The organism is Halochromatium sp. NSM3 (assembly GCF_059621085.1).
On the sequence record NZ_JCAQIA010000005.1, the window covers coordinates 40,219 to 61,135 of the forward strand.

At 63.1% G+C, this 20,917-nt stretch carries 18 protein-coding genes; 10 read left to right on the top strand and 8 right to left on the bottom strand.

The genetic code is table 11. From position 1 onward, the window contains the following. Positions 1 to 5: 5 nt before the first annotated feature. The 4 genes from AC54T3_RS03425 to AC54T3_RS03440 all read right to left on the bottom strand — a co-directional run bounded on the left by AC54T3_RS03425 (position 6) and on the right by AC54T3_RS03440 (position 4,072). Positions 6 to 1,295 (bottom strand): CAP domain-containing protein, encoded by a 1,290-nt coding sequence (locus tag AC54T3_RS03425; RefSeq protein ID WP_496622343.1) that lies wholly within the window; start codon positions 1,293 to 1,295, stop codon positions 6 to 8. 16 nt (positions 1,296 to 1,311) lie between these two features. Continuing rightward, a complete protein-coding gene (locus tag AC54T3_RS03430; protein ID WP_496622345.1) occupies positions 1,312 to 1,911 on the bottom strand; it encodes a hypothetical protein in 600 nt (199 codons plus the stop codon). A gap of 294 nt (positions 1,912 to 2,205) precedes the next feature. Continuing rightward, positions 2,206 to 3,348 carry an SPM autocatalytic domain-containing protein gene (locus AC54T3_RS03435; RefSeq protein WP_496622347.1) on the bottom strand — a complete coding sequence of 381 codons (1,143 nt, stop codon included), beginning with the start codon at positions 3,346 to 3,348 and terminating at the stop codon, positions 2,206 to 2,208. Between the two features lie 124 nt (positions 3,349 to 3,472). Then, entirely contained in the window at positions 3,473 to 4,072 is a 600-nt protein-coding gene (locus AC54T3_RS03440) for an NUDIX hydrolase (RefSeq protein WP_496622349.1), read from the bottom strand. Positions 4,073 to 4,278: 206 nt separating this feature from the next. On the opposite strand from AC54T3_RS03440, the gene glgX reads away from it, so the two are divergent. The 3 genes from glgX to zwf all read left to right on the top strand — a co-directional run bounded on the left by glgX (position 4,279) and on the right by zwf (position 9,028). Then, entirely contained in the window at positions 4,279 to 6,351 is a 2,073-nt protein-coding gene (gene glgX / locus AC54T3_RS03445; RefSeq protein ID WP_496622350.1) for a glycogen debranching protein GlgX, read from the top strand. 95 nt (positions 6,352 to 6,446) lie between these two features. Then, positions 6,447 to 7,463, top strand: coding sequence for a phosphogluconate dehydrogenase (NAD(+)-dependent, decarboxylating) (gene gnd / locus AC54T3_RS03450; RefSeq protein ID WP_496622351.1), 1,017 nt, complete (start codon positions 6,447 to 6,449; stop codon positions 7,461 to 7,463). Further along, positions 7,463 to 9,028: a glucose-6-phosphate dehydrogenase gene (zwf, locus tag AC54T3_RS03455; RefSeq protein WP_496622353.1), complete on the top strand. Its 1,566-nt coding sequence runs from the start codon at positions 7,463 to 7,465 to the stop codon at positions 9,026 to 9,028. The genes gnd and zwf overlap by 1 nt, the downstream gene beginning before the upstream one ends. Before the next feature lie 17 nt (positions 9,029 to 9,045). Here zwf and AC54T3_RS03460 read toward each other — a convergent pair whose 3' ends face one another. Beyond that, positions 9,046 to 9,582 carry a hypothetical protein gene (locus AC54T3_RS03460; protein ID WP_496622355.1) on the bottom strand — a complete coding sequence of 179 codons (537 nt, stop codon included), beginning with the start codon at positions 9,580 to 9,582 and terminating at the stop codon, positions 9,046 to 9,048. Continuing rightward, complete coding sequence (locus AC54T3_RS03465; protein WP_496622358.1) at positions 9,579 to 10,049, bottom strand: YbhB/YbcL family Raf kinase inhibitor-like protein; 471 nt, start codon at positions 10,047 to 10,049, stop codon at positions 9,579 to 9,581. The genes AC54T3_RS03460 and AC54T3_RS03465 overlap by 4 nt, the downstream gene beginning before the upstream one ends. 244 nt (positions 10,050 to 10,293) lie before the next feature. Between AC54T3_RS03465 and AC54T3_RS03470 the strand changes: the two genes are divergently transcribed. After that, positions 10,294 to 11,043: an HAD family hydrolase gene (locus tag AC54T3_RS03470; RefSeq protein ID WP_496622362.1), complete on the top strand. Its 750-nt coding sequence runs from the start codon at positions 10,294 to 10,296 to the stop codon at positions 11,041 to 11,043. Positions 11,044 to 11,093: 50 nt separating this feature from the next. Here AC54T3_RS03470 and lgt read toward each other — a convergent pair whose 3' ends face one another. Further along, positions 11,094 to 11,930 (bottom strand): prolipoprotein diacylglyceryl transferase, encoded by an 837-nt coding sequence (gene lgt, locus AC54T3_RS03475; protein ID WP_496622364.1) that lies wholly within the window; start codon positions 11,928 to 11,930, stop codon positions 11,094 to 11,096. A gap of 25 nt (positions 11,931 to 11,955) precedes the next feature. Then, on the bottom strand, positions 11,956 to 15,525 hold the full coding sequence (locus AC54T3_RS03480; protein ID WP_496622366.1) for a sulfite exporter TauE/SafE family protein: 3,570 nt from the start codon (positions 15,523 to 15,525) through the stop codon (positions 11,956 to 11,958). A 282-nt stretch (positions 15,526 to 15,807) separates the two neighbouring features. Between AC54T3_RS03480 and AC54T3_RS03485 the strand changes: the two genes are divergently transcribed. The 6 genes from AC54T3_RS03485 (at position 15,808) to AC54T3_RS03510 (ending at position 20,827) form a co-directional block, all read left to right on the top strand. Next, positions 15,808 to 16,893 carry an AraC family transcriptional regulator gene (locus AC54T3_RS03485; RefSeq protein ID WP_496622367.1) on the top strand — a complete coding sequence of 362 codons (1,086 nt, stop codon included), beginning with the start codon at positions 15,808 to 15,810 and terminating at the stop codon, positions 16,891 to 16,893. A 135-nt stretch (positions 16,894 to 17,028) separates the two neighbouring features. Then, on the top strand, positions 17,029 to 17,871 hold the full coding sequence (locus AC54T3_RS03490; protein WP_496622369.1) for a porin family protein: 843 nt from the start codon (positions 17,029 to 17,031) through the stop codon (positions 17,869 to 17,871). A 101-nt stretch (positions 17,872 to 17,972) separates the two neighbouring features. Continuing rightward, positions 17,973 to 18,515, top strand: a complete 543-nt coding sequence (locus tag AC54T3_RS03495; RefSeq protein ID WP_496622371.1) for a hypothetical protein — start codon at positions 17,973 to 17,975, stop codon at positions 18,513 to 18,515. Positions 18,516 to 18,620: 105 nt separating this feature from the next. Then, positions 18,621 to 20,051 (top strand): DUF1254 domain-containing protein, encoded by a 1,431-nt coding sequence (locus tag AC54T3_RS03500; RefSeq protein ID WP_496622373.1) that lies wholly within the window; start codon positions 18,621 to 18,623, stop codon positions 20,049 to 20,051. Positions 20,052 to 20,133: 82 nt separating this feature from the next. Further along, positions 20,134 to 20,397, top strand: a complete 264-nt coding sequence (locus AC54T3_RS03505; protein WP_496622375.1) for a hypothetical protein — start codon at positions 20,134 to 20,136, stop codon at positions 20,395 to 20,397. A 112-nt stretch (positions 20,398 to 20,509) separates the two neighbouring features. After that, positions 20,510 to 20,827, top strand: a complete 318-nt coding sequence (locus AC54T3_RS03510; protein ID WP_496622377.1) for a hypothetical protein — start codon at positions 20,510 to 20,512, stop codon at positions 20,825 to 20,827. Positions 20,828 to 20,917: the final 90 nt, after the last annotated feature.

Genomic DNA, 20,917 nt, shown 5'->3' on the forward strand with positions numbered 1-20,917 from the left:
ATAGATTAGATCAAGGCCCAATCGGCATAGGCCGCGAGGCTGGCTGCGGGTCCCGAGTCGTCAGCGGGAAGGTCCGGCCCCGGCGCCTCATCCAGGGAAGACTCGGATGCTGGCTCAAAGGCTCCGGACAAGAGGACACCATCGGTCTCCCAATCCTCCAGTGGCTCGGCGGCAAGGACGCCTTGCATCCCAGCCTCGGCCGCTTCAAATCGGGCTGCGGCGTGTGCCGCGTCCTTCTCCGCACTCGAATAGCCCATCGGGCCGTTCGGTTTCTTCGAGGCGTCTTCGGTTGCGACGAAAGTAAACACCGGCGCCAGGGTATCAAAAGCGCCGCTCGGGGTGAGACCTCCCTCCTCGTTATCCGGCTCCAATTGCCGACTCAGTATCCGTGCAAAAATGGGCGTGAGCGCCGCATTCAAGGTCACGGTCTCGTCGGCGTGCGCATCGGCAAGCGTCTGCATGAAGCGGGTCGCATAGTCGACGGGGTCGAGGGTCGGTAGCAACTCATCCCCTAGCACCAGATCGAGCTTCTCGTTCATGGTGCCGATGGTGACCATCTCGGTCACGGGTTCCTCCAAGGCATCGCCCGAGAACACGACCTCATGCGTCCCCGCTGGAACGGCGAGCTGATAGCCGCCCGCCGCCGAGGTTTGAGTCTCCAGATCCAACTCCGGCAGGCTGACGGTGATACCTCCTAAACCCTCGCCGGGCGTGTAGAAGCGATCCTGATTCAAATCGTCATAAGCCACACCGCCTAAGAAGACCTCATCGCCCGAGGTCGCAAAGCTCTGGGTGATCATGGAGGCTTGGTAAGTCGTTTGGTTATATGAGAACTCACCTAATGACTGACCGATGCCGATCTCTCGAAATTCTTCGTTCAGGAGGTTTTTCCGATGCCCCGAACTGAGAAACAGACCCTCATGCTGATCAAGAGTATACTCGGTGAGATCGTCCGGTAAGGTTCCCGTCGTGCCCATCCAGGAAACATTCTCTCCCCAACTCCAGGGTGGGGTGAACTCATAGCCGGCATCCCCCATCCGGTCTCCTGGATCGGAGTCGTCCTTGCCCGTGTGACTGAAGGTATTGGTTTCCAGCATCCAGTCGCTGTGATCACGCGCGGCGTCGATCAGCAGCGGATTGCTGAATACAGGCTGCATGGACATGCCAGACAGGGTGCCGGGGTCCAGTCCCTGGCTCAGATCAATCCCATACCGGGCCGCTTCAGCGAGCGGTTGGGTCCGGGCACGATTGATCAGCTCGAGCATGAATTGCTCGTAGATGGTCGGTTGAGTCATGCTCACTGTTCCAAAGTCAATCACTAAAGTTTAGGTCCGACGTCTGTCCAGGGTTACTCGGGCTGCTGCCGGGGGCCCGCAACTGCGGTACGGTGAGAATCACCTTGGAGGCAATGTCGATGGCGCCGACGCCAGCAAAGGCACTATCGGCGACCTGCGAGAGGTTGAGCGTGCCGTTGCGCACGCCCAGCGTGCCGCCGTTGAGCTGGAGCGAACTGTCCGCAGAGAGCGTCAGCACCTGATCCTCGCCCTGGAAGTTGACCGTCAGATCGCCACCTAGGTCCAGATCGAGCTTTCTCGCGGCGCTCAGGGCCATGCCTTCGGGTACGTTAAGGGTCAGGTCGCCGTCTCCGCGCACAGATCGAAAGGTCTCGACTAAGACCTTCATGTCCAGCTCGAGGTGGGCGCCATCCTCGCCGCGCAGCACAGGGGTTTTCGCGGCCTCCAGGAGCGCTTGATAGTCAAAGGGGCTGGCGATACCGCCCCGATTCTCGGGCGGCGTCGCGACAAAGGTGAACACTTGCACAAGCGTATTGAAGGCGTTGGTGACGTCTAGCGTGCCATCGTCTTTCACGGTGACTTGGCGGCTGAGAATGCGCCCAAAGATGTCCCGCAAGCTGGTGTTAAGCTCGACCCCCTTCGCCAGCAAGCTCCTGCATGACGGCGTTCGCGTAAATCTGTGATACGTTGGACATGGTCGTCTCTGCTCCAAAAAAATTAACCAAACATCATCTAAGCGAATGCGCAGGGTCACTGATGCCCGATCGCCAAGGCCTCCCTGCGTTCCCATGAGGGAACATACGTAGTCTAAGCGCGCCAAGGAAGACGGGCCAAAGCGATTTCGCCCAGATTCAGTGCCGAACGCCAAGGCCGTGCCAAAGCCGTGTGCGCCGCGCTTGAGTTGCGGGGCTCACACACTCAGATCGATCTGCTGCGTGGTGCCCACGGTATGGTCCGTGCTCAGATACAGACCCGTCGCACGCACGGCGCCAAGGTCGGCGTTTTGCTGCCCACGCAGCTCGAACGGGGTCGCAATGTGGGCGGTGGAGATTGCCGCGATGCCGGCTTCCTCAAGCGTCAGCAGCTTGCCGTCGCCGCCGGCCTCGGGCAGCCACAGGTAGAGTTGCTCACTGGCCTTGTCGGCGGCGTCGATCCAGCCGTTGCCATCCTCATCGAGCGCCTTCAGGTCGGCGTAGCCGTCACCGCTGAGGGCGCCGAACAGCTCCGAGCCGTCATTCACGCGCCCGTCGCCGTTGCGATCAAACGCCAGATAGCCGCTGCCGCCGGTAAGCAGCGGTAGCGTATTCAGCTCGCCATCGGCATTGAGGTCGAATTGGAAGCGTTGATCGCGCAGTTGGGCGGCGGTCCCGGAAAAATTGATCACCAAGGGGTCTTCGCGCTGGGCGGCGCCCATGCGGATCTGCGTATGGCTGACCTCGCGATAGGAGCGCTGCATCTCGAGTTGCAGGTCGAAGCGGACTGTGGCGCCGTCCGCCGTGCGAATCACGCCGCGCGCGGAGAAGGTGGTGGCTTCGTGCTCTTCGAGCGAATGGGTCCGGGTGTAGTCCAGCGAAAATGCCGGCTCCGGCTCGCGAATCGACAGCCGGACGCGCTGACCGTCAATGGCGACCGGCTCCTTGGCCAGCTCCTGCGGCGGCGTTTCGGGCGCCGCCGTTTCGAGCCGGAACAGGCTGAGCGAGCGGCCGCTCAGATACTCGACCAAGGCGATCAGCAACTGGTTGGCCGGGTCTTTGCGCGCCTCATCCATCGCGGTTTCCAGGCAGTCGGCGCAGGTCTCACCGCTGGTCTCACCATTGGCCGCATCACCGGCGGCTCGGTCCTCGGCGCTGAGCGCCGCCCTCTCCGCCGCCGCGCGCGCCTGTCCCTGGAGCGAGATCAGTACGCGACCGGTTGCCTCCCGGCCCCGGTCTGGCGCTGACTCGATCGGTGCGACGCGCTCGCGGATACTGATCCGCAAGCGTTCGCTGCTGGTTTCAACTCGGCTATAGCTGTGACTGGATGCCAGAGACAATTCGCTGCTGACGATGCTCATGATGGTGACCTCGAACGCTGCAAGGCGATGGAAGGGAGCCTATTGACTTCTGAGCATATCGGTCGTCAGAGGGAAAACTTGATCGCCCGTTCGATCGATGCGCGAATCCTTCGTTACACGAGGGCTACCCATCGCGCAATTCCGGCTGAGGTTCGCCTTCCAGGTTGAACGTATAGCGACGCTCGGGACCCTCGATGCGGCGAATGGTTCCGGCACGCAGCGGGAAGTGCCCGGCGGCGCGATCGCGGAAGTAGAGCCGCAGGGACTCATAGATCACCGGGAAGGCGATCTCGTCCCAGGGGATCTCGGACTCGCGCATCAGTTCGGTCTCCAGACTTTCGCTGCCCGGCCCGAACTCGGGCGCGAGCAGGCGCGCGCGAAACAGCATGTAGACCTGATTGATGTGCGGCAGGTTGAACAGCGCATAGAGGGCGCCGACCTCGACCCGCGCCTCGGCCTCTTCCAGCGTCTCGCGCGCCGCGCCCTGCTGCACCGTCTCGCCGTTCTCCATGAACCCCGCCGGCAGGGTCCAGAGCCCATAACGCGGCTCGATGGCACGCTTGCACAGCAGCAGTTGGTCCTCCCATTCTGGAAGACAGCCGACCACGACCTTCGGATTTTGGTAATGGATGATGCCGCACTCGACACAGACGTGCCGCGGCATGTTGTCGCCCTCGGGCACCCGCAGGGTGACGCCCGCCCCACATTGACTGCAATATCGCATCAGTGACACTCAAACAAACGGATCAGACGGCGATTCTACGCCCTTGCGCGCCAAGACTCCGCGCGCGTGATGAGGCTGACATATCCGCCGCGCCCGCGAGCCATTACCATGGGAGTGTCGGCGCACCGGCATTGGCATTGGCATCGGCACCAGCCCGCGCGCACCACATCCGACGACGTCTTCGACCGATTAGGAACCTTCGCTCCATGGCAGCACCGCATTATCGTACTCAAGCCGGCGACTGGGGCCTCTCCGGCGCCACCTTCGCCGACAACGGCGTCAACTTCTGTTGCTTCTCGCGGCATGCCACCAAGGTCGAGCTGCTGCTGTTCGAGCACGAGGACAGCCGCGAGCCGATCCAGATCATCGAACTCGATCCGCGCGAGAACCACACCTTCTTCTTCTGGCATGTGCTGGTCGAGGATCTGCCGGATGGGATCTGCTACGGCTGGCGCATCGATGGCCCGAGCGATACGCGCGAGAGCGGTTGCCGGCATGATCCGGACAAGCTCCTGCTCGACCCCTGGTGTACGACGGTGAGCGATCGGCTCTGGGATCGCGCGGCCGCCTGTCGCCCGGGCAGCAATCTCGCCACCGCGATGCGCTCGGTGCTGATGCGCGATGAGTACGACTGGGAAGGCGATCAGCATCTGCATGTGCCGCTCACCGAGGCGGTGATCTATGAGCTGCATGTTGGCGGCTTCAGTCGCCATCCCTCGGCGGATACCCAATACCCAGGCACCTTCCGCGCCATCATCGAGAAGATCCCCTATCTCACCGAGCTGGGCATCACCCATGTCGAGCTGCTGCCGGTGATGGCCTTCGATCTACAGGACGTGCCACCGAAGACCGCGCAACTGGGCCTGGAGAACGTCTGGGGCTACAGCACGCACAGCTTCTTCGCGCCGCATCCGCACTATGCCTGCGACCCACGCCACGCGCGCGATGAGTTCCGAGATATGGTCAAGGCGTTGCATCGCGCCGGCATCGGCGTCATTCTCGACGTGGTCTACAACCACACCGCCGAGGGCGGCGCCGACGGCCCGATCATCCATTTCAAGGGCATGGGCAACGAGGTCTTCTACCACCTCGATTTCGATGACCTGAGCCAGTATCGCGATTACACTGGCTGCGGCAACACGGTGAACTGCAACCATCCGCTGGTCACACGCTTCCTGATCGACTCGCTGCACTATTGGGCGCGCGATATGCACGTCGATGGCTTCCGCTTCGACCTCGCCAGCGCCATGGCGCGCGGCGAGGACGGCACCCCGGAATACCACGCGCCGGTGCTCTGGTCGGTCGAACTCTCGCCCGAACTCGGGCGCGCGCACATCATCGCCGAGGCCTGGGATGCGGCCGGGCTCTATCAGGTCGGCGACTTCCCCGGCTTTCGCTGGGCGGAATGGAATGGCCATTATCGCGATGTGATACGCGCCTTCGTGCGCGGCGATGGCGGCCTCATCGGCGATGTCGCCACCCGCATCGCCGGCTCCAGCGATCTCTACGAGAGTCGCGGTCGACGGCCGGCGAACACGATCAACCTGATTACCTGTCACGATGGCTTTTCGCTCCACGATCTGGTCAGCTACAACGAGAAGCACAACCAGGCCAATGGCGAGGACAACCGCGATGGCCATGATCACAATCTGAGCTGGAACGGCGGCGTCGAGGGGCCCACCGACGACCCCAACATCCTGGCGCTGCGCAGCCAACAGGCGCGCAACTTCATCGCGCTGCTGCTACTGAGCCAGGGCGTGCCCATGCTGCTCGCCGGTGACGAGTTGCTGCGCACCAAACAGGGCAACAACAACACCTATTGTCAGAACAACGAGCTGTCCTGGATCGACTGGCGCTTGGCCGACGAGAACCGCGCCATGCTCGACTTCACCCGCGCCATGGTCGCCTTCCGGCAGCGGCATGCGACGCTGCGGCGCAACCATTTCCTCACCGGCAAGCCAACGCATGCAGGCGGCATCCCGGATATCCGCTGGCACGGCGTCAAGCTCGACAACCCGCGCTGGGGCGACCCCGATGCCCGAGTACTGGCCTTTACCTTGGCCGGGCTCGAGCCCGATGAGCCCCACCTGCATGTGATGATGAACATGTGGAAAGAGGCAATGGAATTCGCATTGCCGCCGGTGCCTGGCCGCCGCTGGCACCGCGCCATCGATACGGCACGGGCGCCTTATCTCTGGTCACTGCACGATCAAGCGCCGTTGGATCGCGAGAGCCTGCGCGTCGGCACTCGCAGCCTCGTGGTGCTCGAGGCACGCTGAGCCAGATGTGCGCCAACCGGTCTCAAGCCATGGGACCGGGCGTCGGTCCACCCCAAATCCTTGCGACAATCACGCTAGAGAGAGGAGATGCCAGCATGCAACTCGGAATGATCGGCCTCGGGCGCATGGGCGCCAACATGGTGCAACGATTGATGCGCGCAGGCCATGAGTGCGTCGTCTACGACACCGACCCCAACGCTGTTGCGGAACTTGAGAAAGAAGGCGCGACCGGCAGCACCGATATCGCCGACTTCTGCGCCAAGCTCAGCAAGCCGCGCGCAGCTTGGGTCATGGTCCCAGCGGCTGTGGTCGACAAGATTATCGACCAGCTCGAACCGCATTTAGAGGCCGGCGACATGATCATCGACGGCGGCAATTCCTATTACCAGGACGATATCCGCCACGCCAAGCGCATGCAGGCCAAGGGCGTCCAGTTCGTCGACTGCGGCACCAGTGGCGGCGTGTTTGGACTCGAGCGTGGCTACTGCCTGATGATCGGCGGCGACACCCAGGCGGTCGAGCACCTCGATCCGATCTTCGCCGCGCTGGCCCCCGGCGCCGGGGCGATTGAGCGCACCGAGGGCCGCAGCGGCGACTATGATCGCGCCGAACTCGGCTATCTGCACTGCGGACCGAACGGCGCCGGTCATTTCGTCAAGATGGTCCACAACGGCATCGAATACGGGCTCATGGCCGCCTATGCCGAGGGCTTTAACATCCTCAAGCATGCCGGCGCCGGCCGCGCCGATCACGCCGTCGACGCCGAGACTGCGCCGCTCCCCAATCCGGAGTTCTACCAGTACCAGATGGACCTGCCGCGCATCGCCGAGGTCTGGCGGCGCGGCTCGGTGGTCTCGTCCTGGCTGCTCGATCTCACCGCCAACGCCCTCCATGACGACCCGCAGCTGGAGACCTTCGGTGGTCGCGTCTCGGACTCCGGCGAGGGCCGCTGGACCAGCATCGCCGCCATCGAGACCGGCGCCCCGGCGCCGGTGCTCACCGCCGCGCTCTATGAGCGCTTCACCTCGCGCGGCGAGGCCGAGTTCGCCAATCAGTTGCTCTCGGCCCTGCGCTTCCAGTTCGGTGGTCACCACGAGAAGCCGGAGGCCTGATGGAACCGCAAACCATGTCGTTGAACCACACCGGTTTCAACTCCGCGCCACCGGCACCGCCCAACGTGATGATCATCTTCGGCGCCGGCGGCGATCTCACCAAGCGCAAGCTGATCCCCTCGCTCTACCACCTCTGGTCCGCTGCGCTGCTGCCAGAGAGCTTCGTCATGCTTGGCCTCGACCGTCTCGACCTCGACGACGCGAGCTTCCGCGACCTGATGTCGGAGCACCTGCACGAGACCTCGGGCGAGGCGTTCAAACCCGAGATCTGGGCGCAGGTCGAAGAACGCATCCACTACATGAAGATCGACATGCTCGAGGGCTCGGAGTATGAGCGTCTGTGCGAGAACCTGAGCCGCATCGATGCCGAACGCGGCACCGAGGGCAATTATCTGTTCTATCTCGCCATCCCGCCGAGCATGTTCGGCGCGGTGACGGATCATCTCGGCGAGGTCGGGCTGTTGCACGAGACCGAGGACGACTGGCGACGGTTGATCATCGAAAAGCCGTTCGGACGCGATCTCGACTCGGCGATTGCCCTCAATGAGGATCTGCACCGGCACCTGGACGAGGAGCAGATCTATCGGATCGACCACTATCTGGGCAAGGAAACGGTGCAGAACATCATGGTGTTCCGCTTCGCCAACAGCTTCATCGAGCCGCTCTGGAACCGCAATCACATCGACCATGTGCAGATCACCGTGGCCGAGTCGGTCGGCGTCGAGCATCGCGGTGCCTACTACGAAGAAGCCGGCGCGCTGCGCGACATGATGCCGAACCACCTGCTGGTGCTGCTCGGCTTCCTGGCGATGGAACCGCCGAACTCGTTCGATGCCAAGGCGATCCGCGACGAGGTGAACAAGGTGCTGGATGCGATCCAGCCGCTGACGCCGGAACAGGTGCTCACCCATGCGGTGCGCGGCCAATACAGCGCCGGCACCATGCCCGATGGCGAGCAGGTGAAGGCTTACCGTACATCGCCCGGGGTCAAGCCCAACTCGCACACCGAGACCTTCGCCGCGCTCAAGCTGACCATGGATAACTGGCGCTGGGCTGGGGTGCCCTTCTATCTGCGCACCGGCAAGCGGCTCACCGCGCAATACACCGATGTGGCGATCCACTTCAAGAAGGCGCCGACCATCATGTTCCAGGATACCGATGTCGACGAACTCGAGGCCGACAAGCTGGTGCTACGCATCCAGCCCAACGAAGGCATCCAGATGAGTTTCGGCGCCAAGGTGCCGGGGCCAACGATGAAGATCGGCACCGTGAACATGGACTTTTGCTACGAGGACTACTTCGGCAACAAACCGGCCACCGGTTACGAGACCCTGATCTACGATTGCATGAAGGGCGATGCGACCCTGTTCAAACATGCGGACACGGTCGAAAAGGGCTGGGAGATCGTACAGTCGGTGATCGACGTCTGGGCCGCGCTGCCGCCGCGCGAGTTCCCAAACTATGTGGCTGGTACCTGGGGTCCGACCGCTGCCGGCGACATGATCAAGCGCGATGGGCGCCAATGGCGGCGCATCGAGACGCCAAAGGCGCACCCGCGCGGCTGAAGCTCGCTCCTACTGGCTTAACCTTGCTGGGCGATCCAAATCAGAACCGGCGGCTCGGCGTCGATCAACTGCTCGGGCGCGAGGAGCATGCCGTGATCGAGCCGCCAGGCGAGGATGGTGCGCTCGTCGACGCGGTCACGGCGCGGCGCTCCGAGCCGCGTGGTCAGCTCCGCAACCAAGATCTCATGCCAGCGGCCCCGATAATCGATGCGCACCGCAGCGAGCGCGTCATCCTTCCAGTCGAGCTGCGCCTGCCGCGCCGGAATGCCGTTGAACGAGCCGATCTGCGCCTCGCAATGGCGCTCACCGAGCGCGGTCGATACATCGGCGCAGTTGAACGCCACGCGCGGGAACTGACCGAGCAGGACGTCCTCGTCGAGCCCGGGACGGAGCTTAGCGACGGCCAGATTGAACGGCTGATGGCCAAACAGGTGCAGCAGGAAGAGATCGCTGCGGCGCTTGCCGTCCTCGGTCAGCACCAGCCAGATGAAGGGACCGGCGACCACGCAGAGGGCAAGCAGCAGCTTGTAGGTCTTTGGCAGCTTTAGATTCATCGCTGATAGGTGCCGATCAAGGTTGCCTGCTCGATGATATGCCCGCGCATCGCGCGCTCGAGATCAGCCTTGGTCGGCCGCAGCAGGCCTTGCAGCATCATATCGAGCGCATAGAGCTTGTGGACATAGCGGTGGCGCCCAACCGGCGGACAGGGCCCCCCATAGGCAGTGCGGCGCCAGTCGTTGATGCCCTCGCCAATGGCGATCGCGAGCGTCGCCGGCTCGAAGGCCTCGGGCAAATGGGTGAGCGTCGGCGGCAGATTGTAGAGCACCCAATGCACATAGGTGCGCTGCGGCGCCGCCGGGTCGGGCGCGTCCGGGTCATCGACGATCAGAGCCAGACTCTGCGTGCCCTCGGGCACGCCGTCCCACTCCAGCGGCGGCGAGCGATCCTCGCCATCGCAGCTGTATTTGACCGGGATCGCCCCGCCCTCCGCGAACGCGCTCGATCGAATCGTCAACGGCATGATCACCTCGATGCAGCTAAAGGAAACGGCAAGGATTGAACGCTAACAACGACCGATTGTACAGGTTGCAAGCCATCACACCGCCCAGCGTCCCCTCCCTTGATCAACGGCAATCCGGCCGACGCCACCGCCACTCCCAATGTGCGAGAATCACGCCGCCGCGCGGGATGATCGCGACAGACGCACCGAGACAGGCGCACCGCAAGGCCCTTCGACACCATCATTGCCGAGCCAACTGTACGCAATGTTTAGCAACGAACGCCTTGTGATCCTCGACGCCGATGGCACCACCATCGACGCCTTTCGCGCCATCGAGAAGGCCTTTACCCATCTCGGCATGGACATCGGCCCGCTCGAGCGCTTTCAGAAGCGGCGCAACCTGTTCAAATACATCGGCGGCTTCAAGGAGATGCCGCAAAACCTCAGGCGCCAGATCGGCCCGGGACGGCGCACCAAGCTGATCGACACCCTGACCGAGGTCTACCGCGAGGAGGCCTGCATGTTCGATGGCATCGAGGCCCTGGTGCATCGGCTTGCGGCGGCCGATGATGTGCGCGTCGGGATCGTCACCCGCAACATCACCAATGACCCGGTGGTCACCCTGACCAAACTCTTCGATCGACACGGCATCGAGCCGGATCTGCTCGACTTCTTGGTGCATCTGCCCCTGAGCGAGGACAAGCTCGGCTACTTCCGCCAGACCCGCGAGCGGTTCAACATCAACCCGGCCCGCGCCTTTGCCTGCGGCGACGAGGCCAAGGACTTTCGCGCCGCGATCAACTCCGGCATGCACCCGTTCATGGTCTCCTACGGTTTCGAGGACTTCGAGCGGCTGCACGGCAAGCAGGAGATCCCGGCCGAGGTCATCAGCCGCTCGCCGGACGAACTGGCCTGGCGCGTCCTGCACGCGCTGCAGCTCGACCCGGAGCCAGTGCTCGGTTTCGGTTCCGTGACCGCACTACGAGCAACCGACGCCACGCCTATCGCTCATTGAGCGGTAGCGGGACACGGTAGCAGGACGGCAGCGCGCGCGTCTGCGTCCGTTTACGGAACGTCTTGACGCGGCCGCCCGTAGGCAAGGGCGAGTAGCAACGCGCCGCCGAGGAGCATGGGCAGGCTCAGCAGCTGACCCATGGTCAACCAGTCGAACGCCAGATAGCCGATATGGGCATCGGGCAGGCGCACGAACTCGACGCTGAAACGGAACAGGCCATAGAGCAGCAGGAAGAGCCCCGCGACCGCCATCATCGGCCGTGGCCGGCGCGAGAACCACCACAGGACGATGAACAATACCAGGCCTTCGAGACCGGCCTCGTAGAGTTGCGAGGCATGCACCGGCAGGCTCCATTCGGCATCGAGCGGCAGCCCGGCGCAGTACGCTGGGAAACGCTCGCAGGGCAGGCGCATCCCCCAGGGCAGATTGGTCGCATGCCCCCACAGCTCGCCATTGATGAAGTTACCGATGCGCCCGGTCAACAGGCCGATCGGCACCAGCGGGGCGATAAAGTCACCGACCGCAAACACGCGCATCCCGTGCTTGCGCGCGAACAGCCAGATCGCCAGGATGACGCCGATCAACCCGCCGTGGAAGGACATCCCGCCCTCCCAGACCTTGAGCAGGTTGAGCGGATTGGCCAGGATCTGGTCGAAGCCATAGAACAGCATGTAGCCGAGGCGACCACCGGCGATGACGCCAATCACGCAGTAGAAGGCCACATCGTCGACCAGTTCGGCGCTCCAGCCCGAACCCGGTCGTGACGCCCGCCAACGCCCGAGCAGCCAGGCGGCGGCAAAGCCGATCAGATACATGAGCCCATACCAGTGGACCTTGAGCGGGCCCAGGGCGAAGGCGACGGGGTCGATGGCGGGATAGGTCAACATGGGCGCGGATAGTAGCATGAGATTATTACAAGCCGACGGACAGCTCGATCTCCAATGCGCGCAGGTCGGCACCGGCACGCCTGGCGAAAAGTCGGAGATCTTCGCTCACCATCGCCCAACAGCGCGGCCCGATCCGCTCCGGCGCGCCGCTGAGTTCGGTCTCGAAGCGCATCCGGCGCCCATCAAAGGCGATGCGAATGCCGAGCATGACCGGATGGGGATCGCCCCCCCCTTGAGTATCCGAATCCGCCTCGCCGTCGGCTGAGCGCGGATGGATGGCGACACTGATCTCAACCAGCTCGGTGGCCAGGCGCGGGGTATTGGTCTCGACGCGCGTCAGCGTGCAATCCGGGTTGCGGCAGCGTTCGCGCAACGCAAACGAGAACTCGCGATCGACGAATACGCCGATCGCGTGCTCGAGTTCCTCGAGCTGGCGCTGACAGCGGCGCAGGCGCTTCGGATAGGCCGCATCATCGCGCAATTGCTCGCGGATGACCTTGCGCAGGCGGTCGAATCCCTTCGGCAAGGTGCCGCTATGGAAGCCGCGACACATGAGCCGGCGCATGGTCTCGGCATGCGCACCAACAATGGCCGGTTCGACCGCGATCGCGGGCGTCTGATCGGCCTCGGGTGAGGCACGCAACGGCTCGCGATGGTTGGCCTCGTAGAGCTTCCAGTTCTCCTTCAGCTCCCAGACTAGGAAGCCGAATAAGCCGGGCAGCAACACGATGGTCAGCGTCACCAGCGGATAGGCGACCACCTTGGGCAAGACCGACTCGGTGACCTCGACGAAGGTCGTGGTAATGGCGGGCAGGAACGGCAGCAGCAGCTTGTGGCCGATGGTCACGATCGGGAAGTGCTTGACCGGATTGACCTGCGGCTCCACCAGCACCGTGACATAGAACTGGATCAGGGCCTCGGAGAGGCGCCAGAGCGGCGCCAGCAGGGCCTTGAGGGCGAGACTGCTCCAGCGCTCGCTGAGATGATGCGTGAGCCCCTCGTCGACGCGGTGCAACACCTGCGAGAAACGGCGCGTCACCTCCTTGAAGAAGAACAACAGTTGCTGGATCAGTCCGATGAACAGCGTCTGATTAATGCGCTGCAGGTAGGTCGCGATGTGCGTGCTCAGATTATCCAGGAAGCGGCGCCCAGCCGGCGTATTGCGCGCCAGGGTGCCGAGCGCGAAGGCCAGCCCGAATAACCAGAATCCCGGTTCGATGGGCACCTCTTCCACCAGCACCGCCAGGGCGATGATCGGCACCAGCGGCAGGATGCCGATCAGCAGCGGCTGGATCAGGTTACGTCCGAGCCCGCGCATCAGGCCGGTGCTCAATAAACCCGCGATGGGCCACCAGCGAATCAGCGCGCGCGGTCCATCCCAAGCCAGGAAGCGCAGAATACGCCAGCCCCCGAAGATGACCGCCTCGGCCAGATGGCGGCCGATGCCGGTATAGGCGATGAGGGTGATCAGGCTGCCACTGAGGATGACGGAGGTCGGCTCGGTGAGATGAAACCCCGTCTCGACGAACGGCATCATCGCGATCAACAAATCCAGGCTCTTCAGCATCAGATAGGCGCCGCCAAAGGGCAGCAGCAGATAGCGCAGGAGGTCGCGCCCGAGCGGAGTCCCGAACAGCGGCGCCCCCAACTGCTGCAAACCCTTGATGTAGATCTCACCGGGACGATAGACGCCGGGGAGGGCGCGCTCGGCGGTGCGATCGAAGCGCCGCAGCCGGTCGCCGCGAAAGAATTCGCCCCAAGTGGGGTCCGGCAGGCGCAGGATGTTGCGCGCGACGATATCGCGGACATCAGTGAATTTGAGATGGCGCCGATGTTTGATCACATCGAGCAGCTCGAGCTTCATCTTGTGCGCGGCGACGATCTCGCGGTGATTGCGCGGGATGAAATCGGCTTCCCGCATCGCCTGCTTGAGGCGGGGGGTCAGCTCGGTATCGAGCCGGTCGGTGATGGAGCGGTTCAGGGTGCGCAACAGGGTCGAGAAGCGCTCCAGATCAGCGATCGGCCAGGGCTGCTCTTCGAGCCGAACACGACTGATCTCGAGGGCGCGCAGAGCCTTGAGCATGGGTTGGAACGGCAACAGCTCGCGGATCCGGGTGCGGCCCATGTGCAGCAGCCAGCGCCCGACGCGAAGCCGGTAATAATCGGTCGGGCCTTCGCGCATCAACTGCTCAAGGCAGCCCAGCAGCCCCTGAGCCGCAGGCGAGCCGTCGCGCGCCCGGTCATCCGTGGCTAGGCGATGGATCAACACCCGCAGCTCGGCGCGGCTGTGCGCATCCACCGACCACCGATCGGCCAAGCCATCGGTGAAATGACGCTCGACCAACGCCTCGCGTCTCGCGACCACCTGCTCGAGCGCGAGCGGCAAGGCGCGCGCCTCGGACATCAAGCGTCGCGCCAAGCGCCGCGCCGCCGCCAAGCGACGCAATGCCAACGCCAGATAGCCACCACGCTGCGCGCGGATGGCCGCCGACACGGTCTGCTCGAACAAGGCGATATCGGCCCGCCGTTCGGCCTCCTGCTGCAAACGCCCGCCGCCGCTCGCCCCCCGACTTCGGCGCCCGAACAGCCGCCAGGGCAGCACTGGCGGCACCCAGCGCAAGACTCCCAGCAGCCGGGTCCACCAGATGCCGAGTTGATCGCCGATGCGCTCGATCCAGTCCGGCTGCAGGTCCAGCCGGGAGCCGTGGGCGAAGGCCTCCAGCAGCCGTTGCTCGAGGCAATCCTGCGCGCGCGCATGGTCCTGGCTCAGCTGAACGACCGGCGCCAGGTGCGTCAACGCACTCGCGCGCTCCATGCGCGCGATCACTTCCACGAGGTCCGGATCGCTGTGCCCATAGGGCAGCGCGGTCGGCAGCAAGGGCACCTCGTCGCGCAAGCGTGCGCCACTGCCTGGCCGACTCTTGACCAGCAAGCGCGGCAGGCGCTCCTCGACCAACGGCTGCGGCAGATCGAGCCCTGCGGCCGCCAGCCAGCGATCGACCTGGGGCCAGACCTGGATGGCGGGAAAGTAGAACCCACGCGCGCCCGGCGCGAAGTAGCGCAGCCTGACGACGAAGGCGACGAACCCGCGACAGATGAGTTCATCATCCCACACCGGAAGGATCAAGCCATCGTGGGTCAGCACCTCGCGCACCTCGGCGAAGGCGTACTGCCCGATCAACGCGCGCAGCGAATCCGCATCGAGCGCTGCGCCCGGGGCGTCGCCATCGCGCGCGGTCTGCCAGGCGCGCGCGACCTCCGCCTCGAACGAGCGCGCCCAATAGTCGTAGCTCAGGCGCGTGAAGCTGCGTTGCTCCAAGCGTTGATTCGGAGGACTCGGGAGCAAGATGACATGCTCGGGCAACCGCAGCCCCTCGATCACCGACAGCGCCTCGGCGTTTTCGGTCTCGAGGCCGAGCAGAAAATCCGCGCGCGGCATCAGATAATACGGTAGGTCGGGGATCGAGCCGCCCGCCAATCGCTCGCCGAGTTGGCCCTCGATCAGGCGCTCGATGGCACGTGCATGAAACAGAAACAGGCCCTCGGCCGGTTTCATGATCTGCTGGCGGAAGGCCTTGGCGGTAACGATGGACATGCTGGATCGAGTGGCGGCGGCTGGCTACACCGAGCGCTCATCTGGCGAGCAACCCGGGCTTACCTGGGCTCACAGGTGGGTCGTTCGGGAAGGTGAGAAAGCAGGCTCGACGAATTGGACAGCAGCAGGTTGCACGCCACTCTAACCGATTACCTCGCTTGATGGCGGGATTTGATACTCCTCATCAAGTTGAAGCGAGACCTGGTAAGGCATGACCGAACATAACCGCGCAAGATTTGAATGAACAAGATGTCGAGACGAGAGCTTTCCCCACCCTGTCGGTTGGCGGCGCTCGGTCTGCCGGCCGAGGGCATGGTGCGCATGGCCGTGGTGCGGGACTTGCCCCGCCTGATGGCCAGTGAAGGGCTGGACCCCGACGCTGTCATCCGCGCGCTTGGTTGCAATCCGGAACTGTTCGACGATGCAGACAACACCATTGAGTTTCGCTCCATAGGGCGCTTGCTGGAGCATGTCGCGGCCACGACCGGGTGCGCTTACCCCGGTCTTGCGCTGGGCCGGCACGCGGGGCTGGATGTCGCCGGCCCTGTTGGCCGCGCCACTCGGTTGGCGCCGACGGTCGGGGCGGCGCTGCGACTGCTGATGCTTTACTTGCACCTGCATGATCGGGGCGCTGTTCCTTACCTCTGCGTCGATGGGCATCAGGCCATGTTTGGCTATACCCTGTGGTGCTCTGACGTGGTTGGGACGGACCACATCTATGACGGAGCACTGGCGATCGCCAGCAACATGATCTCGGAGCTTTGCGGTCCTGACTGGCGCGCCACCAAGGTGCGTTTTTTTCGCAAAGAACCCACGGAAATCGCTGCATTCCAGGAGCATTTTAAGGCGCCGCTGCGGTTTGCGGAGCAGCAGGCGGCAATCCTCTTTGCTACCTCCGATCTGAAGCGTCCTTGCCCCAGCGCCGATGGGGTTCTATACGCCAAGGCCAAGTCCGATCTCGAGTCGCTTGGCAGCCTCTGTGGCCTCGGTTTTTTGGATAAAGTCCGTCGCGTGATCCTGCGGATTTTGGTCTCCGGGCCGTGCAGCGGTCGGCCAGGTCCAGGCCGCGCGGAGGTCGCGCAACTGTTTGCGATCCACCCGCGAACGCTCAATCGCCGACTGCGCGAAGAGGGTGTCACCTTCGCCGAGCTGCTCGCCCTGGCGCGCTATGACCTCGCGCGGCAGTTGTTGCGCGATACCCGGCTTTCGCTCGGCGACATTGCCTACGCACTCGGCTATTCGGGGAGTGGGCCTTTCTCTCACGCCTTTCGTCAATGGTCAGGAATGACTGCCGCGACCTGGCGAAAGACGCATGGCGACCAGCCCGTCACCGCTCATGAGGGCGTCTGCACCCGCACGCAGGCCTGATGCTTTACTGATCGGCGGGATGATGTCTGACGCTGTGAGCGGGTGCACAGTCATTTGTCGCGAATTATGCTTTCCCAGGCTGCGGTAAGGGAGTAAAAAAGCGGGCTATTCCTTGTATTGCGTCGGAGAATGCCCATGCCCCCACGTCGTACCCACAGTTGCTCCGCCTCCTTCGCTGCGGCGGCGGGCTTGCTGCTTGTCTCAACCGCCGCGCTCGCCGAGGGTGGCAACAGCGGCTGGACGTTCCTTGTCACCCCCTACCTTTGGCTTCCTGCGCTGGAAGGGAGTTCAGACGTCAACCGGTCCAGTCTGCTTTTGCCTGATGGCTCAACGGTTGGCCCGATCAGCCTGACATCGTCAACCAATCCGAATCGCTACCTCAGCAACCTCAACATGGCCTTGATGGTGATGGGGGAGGCACGCAAGGAGCGTTGGTCCATCTACTCCGATGTGCTCTACACCCGCTTTGGCAACACAGAGACCAAGGTGCGGAATGTGACCGGCCCCGCAGGTTTACTGAACTCCCAAATCGAACGCAAGGCCAAGACGGATCTCAGCGCCACTGTCTGGACCCTGGCCGGCGGTTACCAGGCCATCGACCGCAGCGACTTCTCGCTCGATCTCATGGCCGGCGCGCGCTATCTGACGCTGGACAGCGATCTAAAGCTGAGTGTGCAAGGGACCGCAGGTCGGTTGTCCCACGAGAATAAGGTGTCATTAGACCAGGATGTGTGGGATGGCATTGTCGGCCTGCGCGGCCAGATCCTGTTTCCGGGTACCCAGTGGTTCGTGCCTTTCTACGCCGACATTGGCGCGGGCGACTCCAACTCCACCTGGCAGGCCATGCTCGGAATGGGTTATCGACTCGATTGGGGCGATGTGACCCTCGCCTATCGGGCCTTGTCCTACGACTTCAGCAACCATGATGCGGACATGACGCTGCACGGCCCCGGGCTCGGCGTCAGCTTCAGGTGGTAACTTGGGTAGTGTCAATCAAATTCTCTTGAGGCTCTCTTGATCGATGATGATGTGCCGTGCGTAACAGGTGCTTTGAATACAGAGACTGACTAGGATGCGTGATGAGCAAGATCGGAGCATTTGTCGTTAAAGAGATTCGGGAGGCCATGCCGCCGACGATCCTGTTCCTGTTCTTGTTTCACATGCTCGCCCTCACCAAAGCGGTGACGCTTGGCGACTACAGTATCGTCGCGCTCCGTGCCACGACTGCGACGGTCGGCGCTCTCATCGTCGCCAAGGCAATACTCATCATCGAGGCTCTTCTGATCACCCGGACCTTTTCGAGCACTCCGGCCATTCGGGTTCTCTGGAAAACGTTGCTCTTCGGCGCGATGGTGCTGCTCTTCCGATTTGTTGAGGAGATCCTTCCGCTCGCCTGGAAGCATGGCGGCGTGGTGGAGGGCGCCAAGGTGTTGCTCCAAGAGATATCCTGGCCGTTATTTTCGGTCTTGGCCCTGTGGATCCTGGGCGGTCTGCTGCTCTACTGTCTTGCGTCCGAGCTCGTCCGCGTGGTGGGCCCAGCAAAAGTGAAGGAGATCTTCTTTGGCGCCGGGGTAGGTGATCGCACACAATTTCACGATCCATGGACACAAAAAACTCGTTAACACGGTACGGCTTTTCCGCTCGCTCCTCAAAGTCGGCCGGTTACGGCTGGCACGGCTGGCGCTAGCTGCCCAGTTTTCAATTCGATTCAACACCAAAGGGGCCACATGATGACAAAACGCACAAGACTCACACGACTCACAAGACTCATCACGCTGGGGTGCATCACGGCGCTGCTTGCGCTGCCACAGATTCAAGCTCACGCCCAAGACAAGCTCAGCGCAGAGGAGGCGCGTGCCATCGCCGTGGACGCCTACCTCTACTTCTATCCGCTGGTGTCGATGGACATTACCCGTCTGCAAAGTACGAACGTCGAACCCGGCAAGGAGTTCGCCAAGGGACCGATGAACATGTTTGTCAGCGTCCCGGAGTACCCGCCTGCCGATTTGAAAGTCGTCGTGCGCGTCAACTTCGACACGCTCTATTCCGTCGCCTGGCTGGACCTGACGAAGGAACCGTTGATCGTCTCCGCACCGGATACCGATGGCCGGTACTACCTGCTGCCCATGCTCGACATGTGGACTGACGTTTTTGCTTCGCCGGGTTGGCGAACCACCGGCACTCAGGCCGGCAACTTCCTTCTCACGCCTCCCGGCTGGGAGGGCGAGGTGCCGAGCGGCTTCTCGCACATTCCCGCACCGACACCCTATGTCTGGGTAATCGGCCGCACCAAGACCGATGGCTCCGCCGATTACCCGGCTGTTCACAAGATCCAGGCGGGCTACAAAGTCACCCCGCTCTCGGGTTGGGGCAAGCCGCCAGCCCAAATGACTGTAAAGATCGATCCGAGTGTGGACATGAAGACCGCGCCCAAGACCCAGGTCGACACCATGTCCGCAGGCGAGTACTTCGCCTATGCAGCGGAACTGATGAAACTGCATCCGCCTCATGTCACTGACCAGCCGATCATTGCGCAGATGAAGCGCCTTGGAATCGAACCTGGCAAGCGTTTCGATATCAACACCGTTGACACGGTGATTCGAGGCGCCCTCGAAGCCGCCCCGGCTGAAGGCCAGCAACTCATGGCGTGGAAACTGCCGACGTTGGCCCGGGTCGCCAACGGCTGGTCAATGAACACCGACACAATGGGCGTGTACGGCAACTACTACCTCAAGCGCGCCATCGTCACCCAGCAGGGCCTTGGCGCGAACCTCCCCGAGGATGCGATCTATCCGCTAAACCTCGGCGATGAAGCCGGCAAGCCGCTGAATGGCGCGAACAAGTACAGCATGCACTTCGCCAAGGGCGCAACACCGCCCGTGAATGCCTTTTGGTCGATCACGCTCTATGACGCAGAGGGCTTCCAAGTCGGCAACGCGCTGAATCGCTTCGCGCTCAGCAGTTACATGCCGTTCAAGACCAATGCCGATGGTTCGCTCGACCTGTATTTCCAGAACGAAAGTCCCGGCAAGGATCTGGAGGCCAATTGGCTTCCCGCGCCCAAAGAGCCATTCAACCTGACCATGCGTCTCTACGCCCCGAAGCCCGATGCGCTCACCGGCAAATGGAACCCTCCGCCGGTAAAGCAAGTGCCCTAGCACAATGAATCGGCCTGACATTGGGATTCGTCAGGCCAGCTAACAAAGGGCTCATCCAGAACCAACCCCAGAGAGCCAAGCCATGAACAATCGAATCCTATCGACCACCTGTGCCCTGTCCATCACCCTTGGGCTGATCGCAACAGGCGCATTCGCCCAGTCCACGACGGCCATGGAAGACGCGGCGATCCAGGCCGATGAGGCTGCGGAGGCCGAGGCGCTTGCGGCAGAAATCGTCGAGGAAGAGGCCGTTTTGGTCGACGAGGTCGAGGCCGCCGAGGAGGCGGAGCGGGCCAAAGCGGCCGGCGAGCGGGGCCAAAAGGCATTCATGGACAGCAAGAAGTAGCCAGACTCAAAGCGTCCGGCGCGTTAGCAATCATCGGTGAACCGATGGCCGCGCCGGCTGGGCAACACTGCGGTCAGCCGCCGCGTACCCATTCCATCATGCGGGAAGACTCATGCACAGCAAAACAGTCAAGGCGACGCTGGTCGCCGCGTTCGCAATGATCACGGGCGGACTCTTGGACATCGCGCTGGAGACCGAGCTTGTCGTCGCTCCGGCGCAAGCTCGGGTCGGCCGGCCGGTGACGCCCCTCAGCTATGCCGGTGTGGCCAGGCGCACCACACGCCGTGCCATCTACGCCACCTCCGTCTATGCCGCCACCCTGCCGCGCGGCTGCACCAACGTGATCATCGACGGCACCGCCTTGCATTCTTGCGGCGGCACCTACTACCAGGCCAGCGGCGGGCGCTATGTCGTCGTGCGAGTGGAATGAACTTTAAGAAGGGGTGAGGGACGAGGGACGAGGGGTGAGGGGCGAGCGGTCATAGTGGCGTCCAGTCTGTTCTGTTCTTTTCTCGCCCCT

Bases quoted from the DNA above. Each gene is read 5' to 3' on its own strand.
- AC54T3_RS03480 (WP_496622366.1), bottom strand. From the start codon at position 15,525: ATGTCCATCGTTACCGCCAAGGCCTTCCGCCAGCAGATCATGAAACCG.
- AC54T3_RS03440 (WP_496622349.1), bottom strand. From the start codon at position 4,072: ATGCGATATTGCAGTCAATGTGGGGCGGGCGTCACCCTGCGGGTGCCC.
- zwf (WP_496622353.1), top strand. From the start codon at position 7,463: ATGGAACCGCAAACCATGTCGTTGAACCACACCGGTTTCAACTCCGCG.
- AC54T3_RS03460 (WP_496622355.1), bottom strand. From the start codon at position 9,582: ATGAATCTAAAGCTGCCAAAGACCTACAAGCTGCTGCTTGCCCTCTGC.
- AC54T3_RS03500 (WP_496622373.1), top strand. From the start codon at position 18,621: ATGATGACAAAACGCACAAGACTCACACGACTCACAAGACTCATCACG.
- AC54T3_RS03505 (WP_496622375.1), top strand. From the start codon at position 20,134: ATGAACAATCGAATCCTATCGACCACCTGTGCCCTGTCCATCACCCTT.
- glgX (WP_496622350.1), top strand. From the start codon at position 4,279: ATGGCAGCACCGCATTATCGTACTCAAGCCGGCGACTGGGGCCTCTCC.
- AC54T3_RS03435 (WP_496622347.1), bottom strand. From the start codon at position 3,348: ATGAGCATCGTCAGCAGCGAATTGTCTCTGGCATCCAGTCACAGCTAT.
- AC54T3_RS03490 (WP_496622369.1), top strand. From the start codon at position 17,029: ATGCCCCCACGTCGTACCCACAGTTGCTCCGCCTCCTTCGCTGCGGCG.
- lgt (WP_496622364.1), bottom strand. From the start codon at position 11,930: ATGTTGACCTATCCCGCCATCGACCCCGTCGCCTTCGCCCTGGGCCCG.
- gnd (WP_496622351.1), top strand. From the start codon at position 6,447: ATGCAACTCGGAATGATCGGCCTCGGGCGCATGGGCGCCAACATGGTG.
- AC54T3_RS03495 (WP_496622371.1), top strand. From the start codon at position 17,973: ATGAGCAAGATCGGAGCATTTGTCGTTAAAGAGATTCGGGAGGCCATG.
- AC54T3_RS03425 (WP_496622343.1), bottom strand. From the start codon at position 1,295: ATGACTCAACCGACCATCTACGAGCAATTCATGCTCGAGCTGATCAAT.
- AC54T3_RS03510 (WP_496622377.1), top strand. From the start codon at position 20,510: ATGCACAGCAAAACAGTCAAGGCGACGCTGGTCGCCGCGTTCGCAATG.
- AC54T3_RS03470 (WP_496622362.1), top strand. From the start codon at position 10,294: ATGTTTAGCAACGAACGCCTTGTGATCCTCGACGCCGATGGCACCACC.
- AC54T3_RS03465 (WP_496622358.1), bottom strand. From the start codon at position 10,049: ATGCCGTTGACGATTCGATCGAGCGCGTTCGCGGAGGGCGGGGCGATC.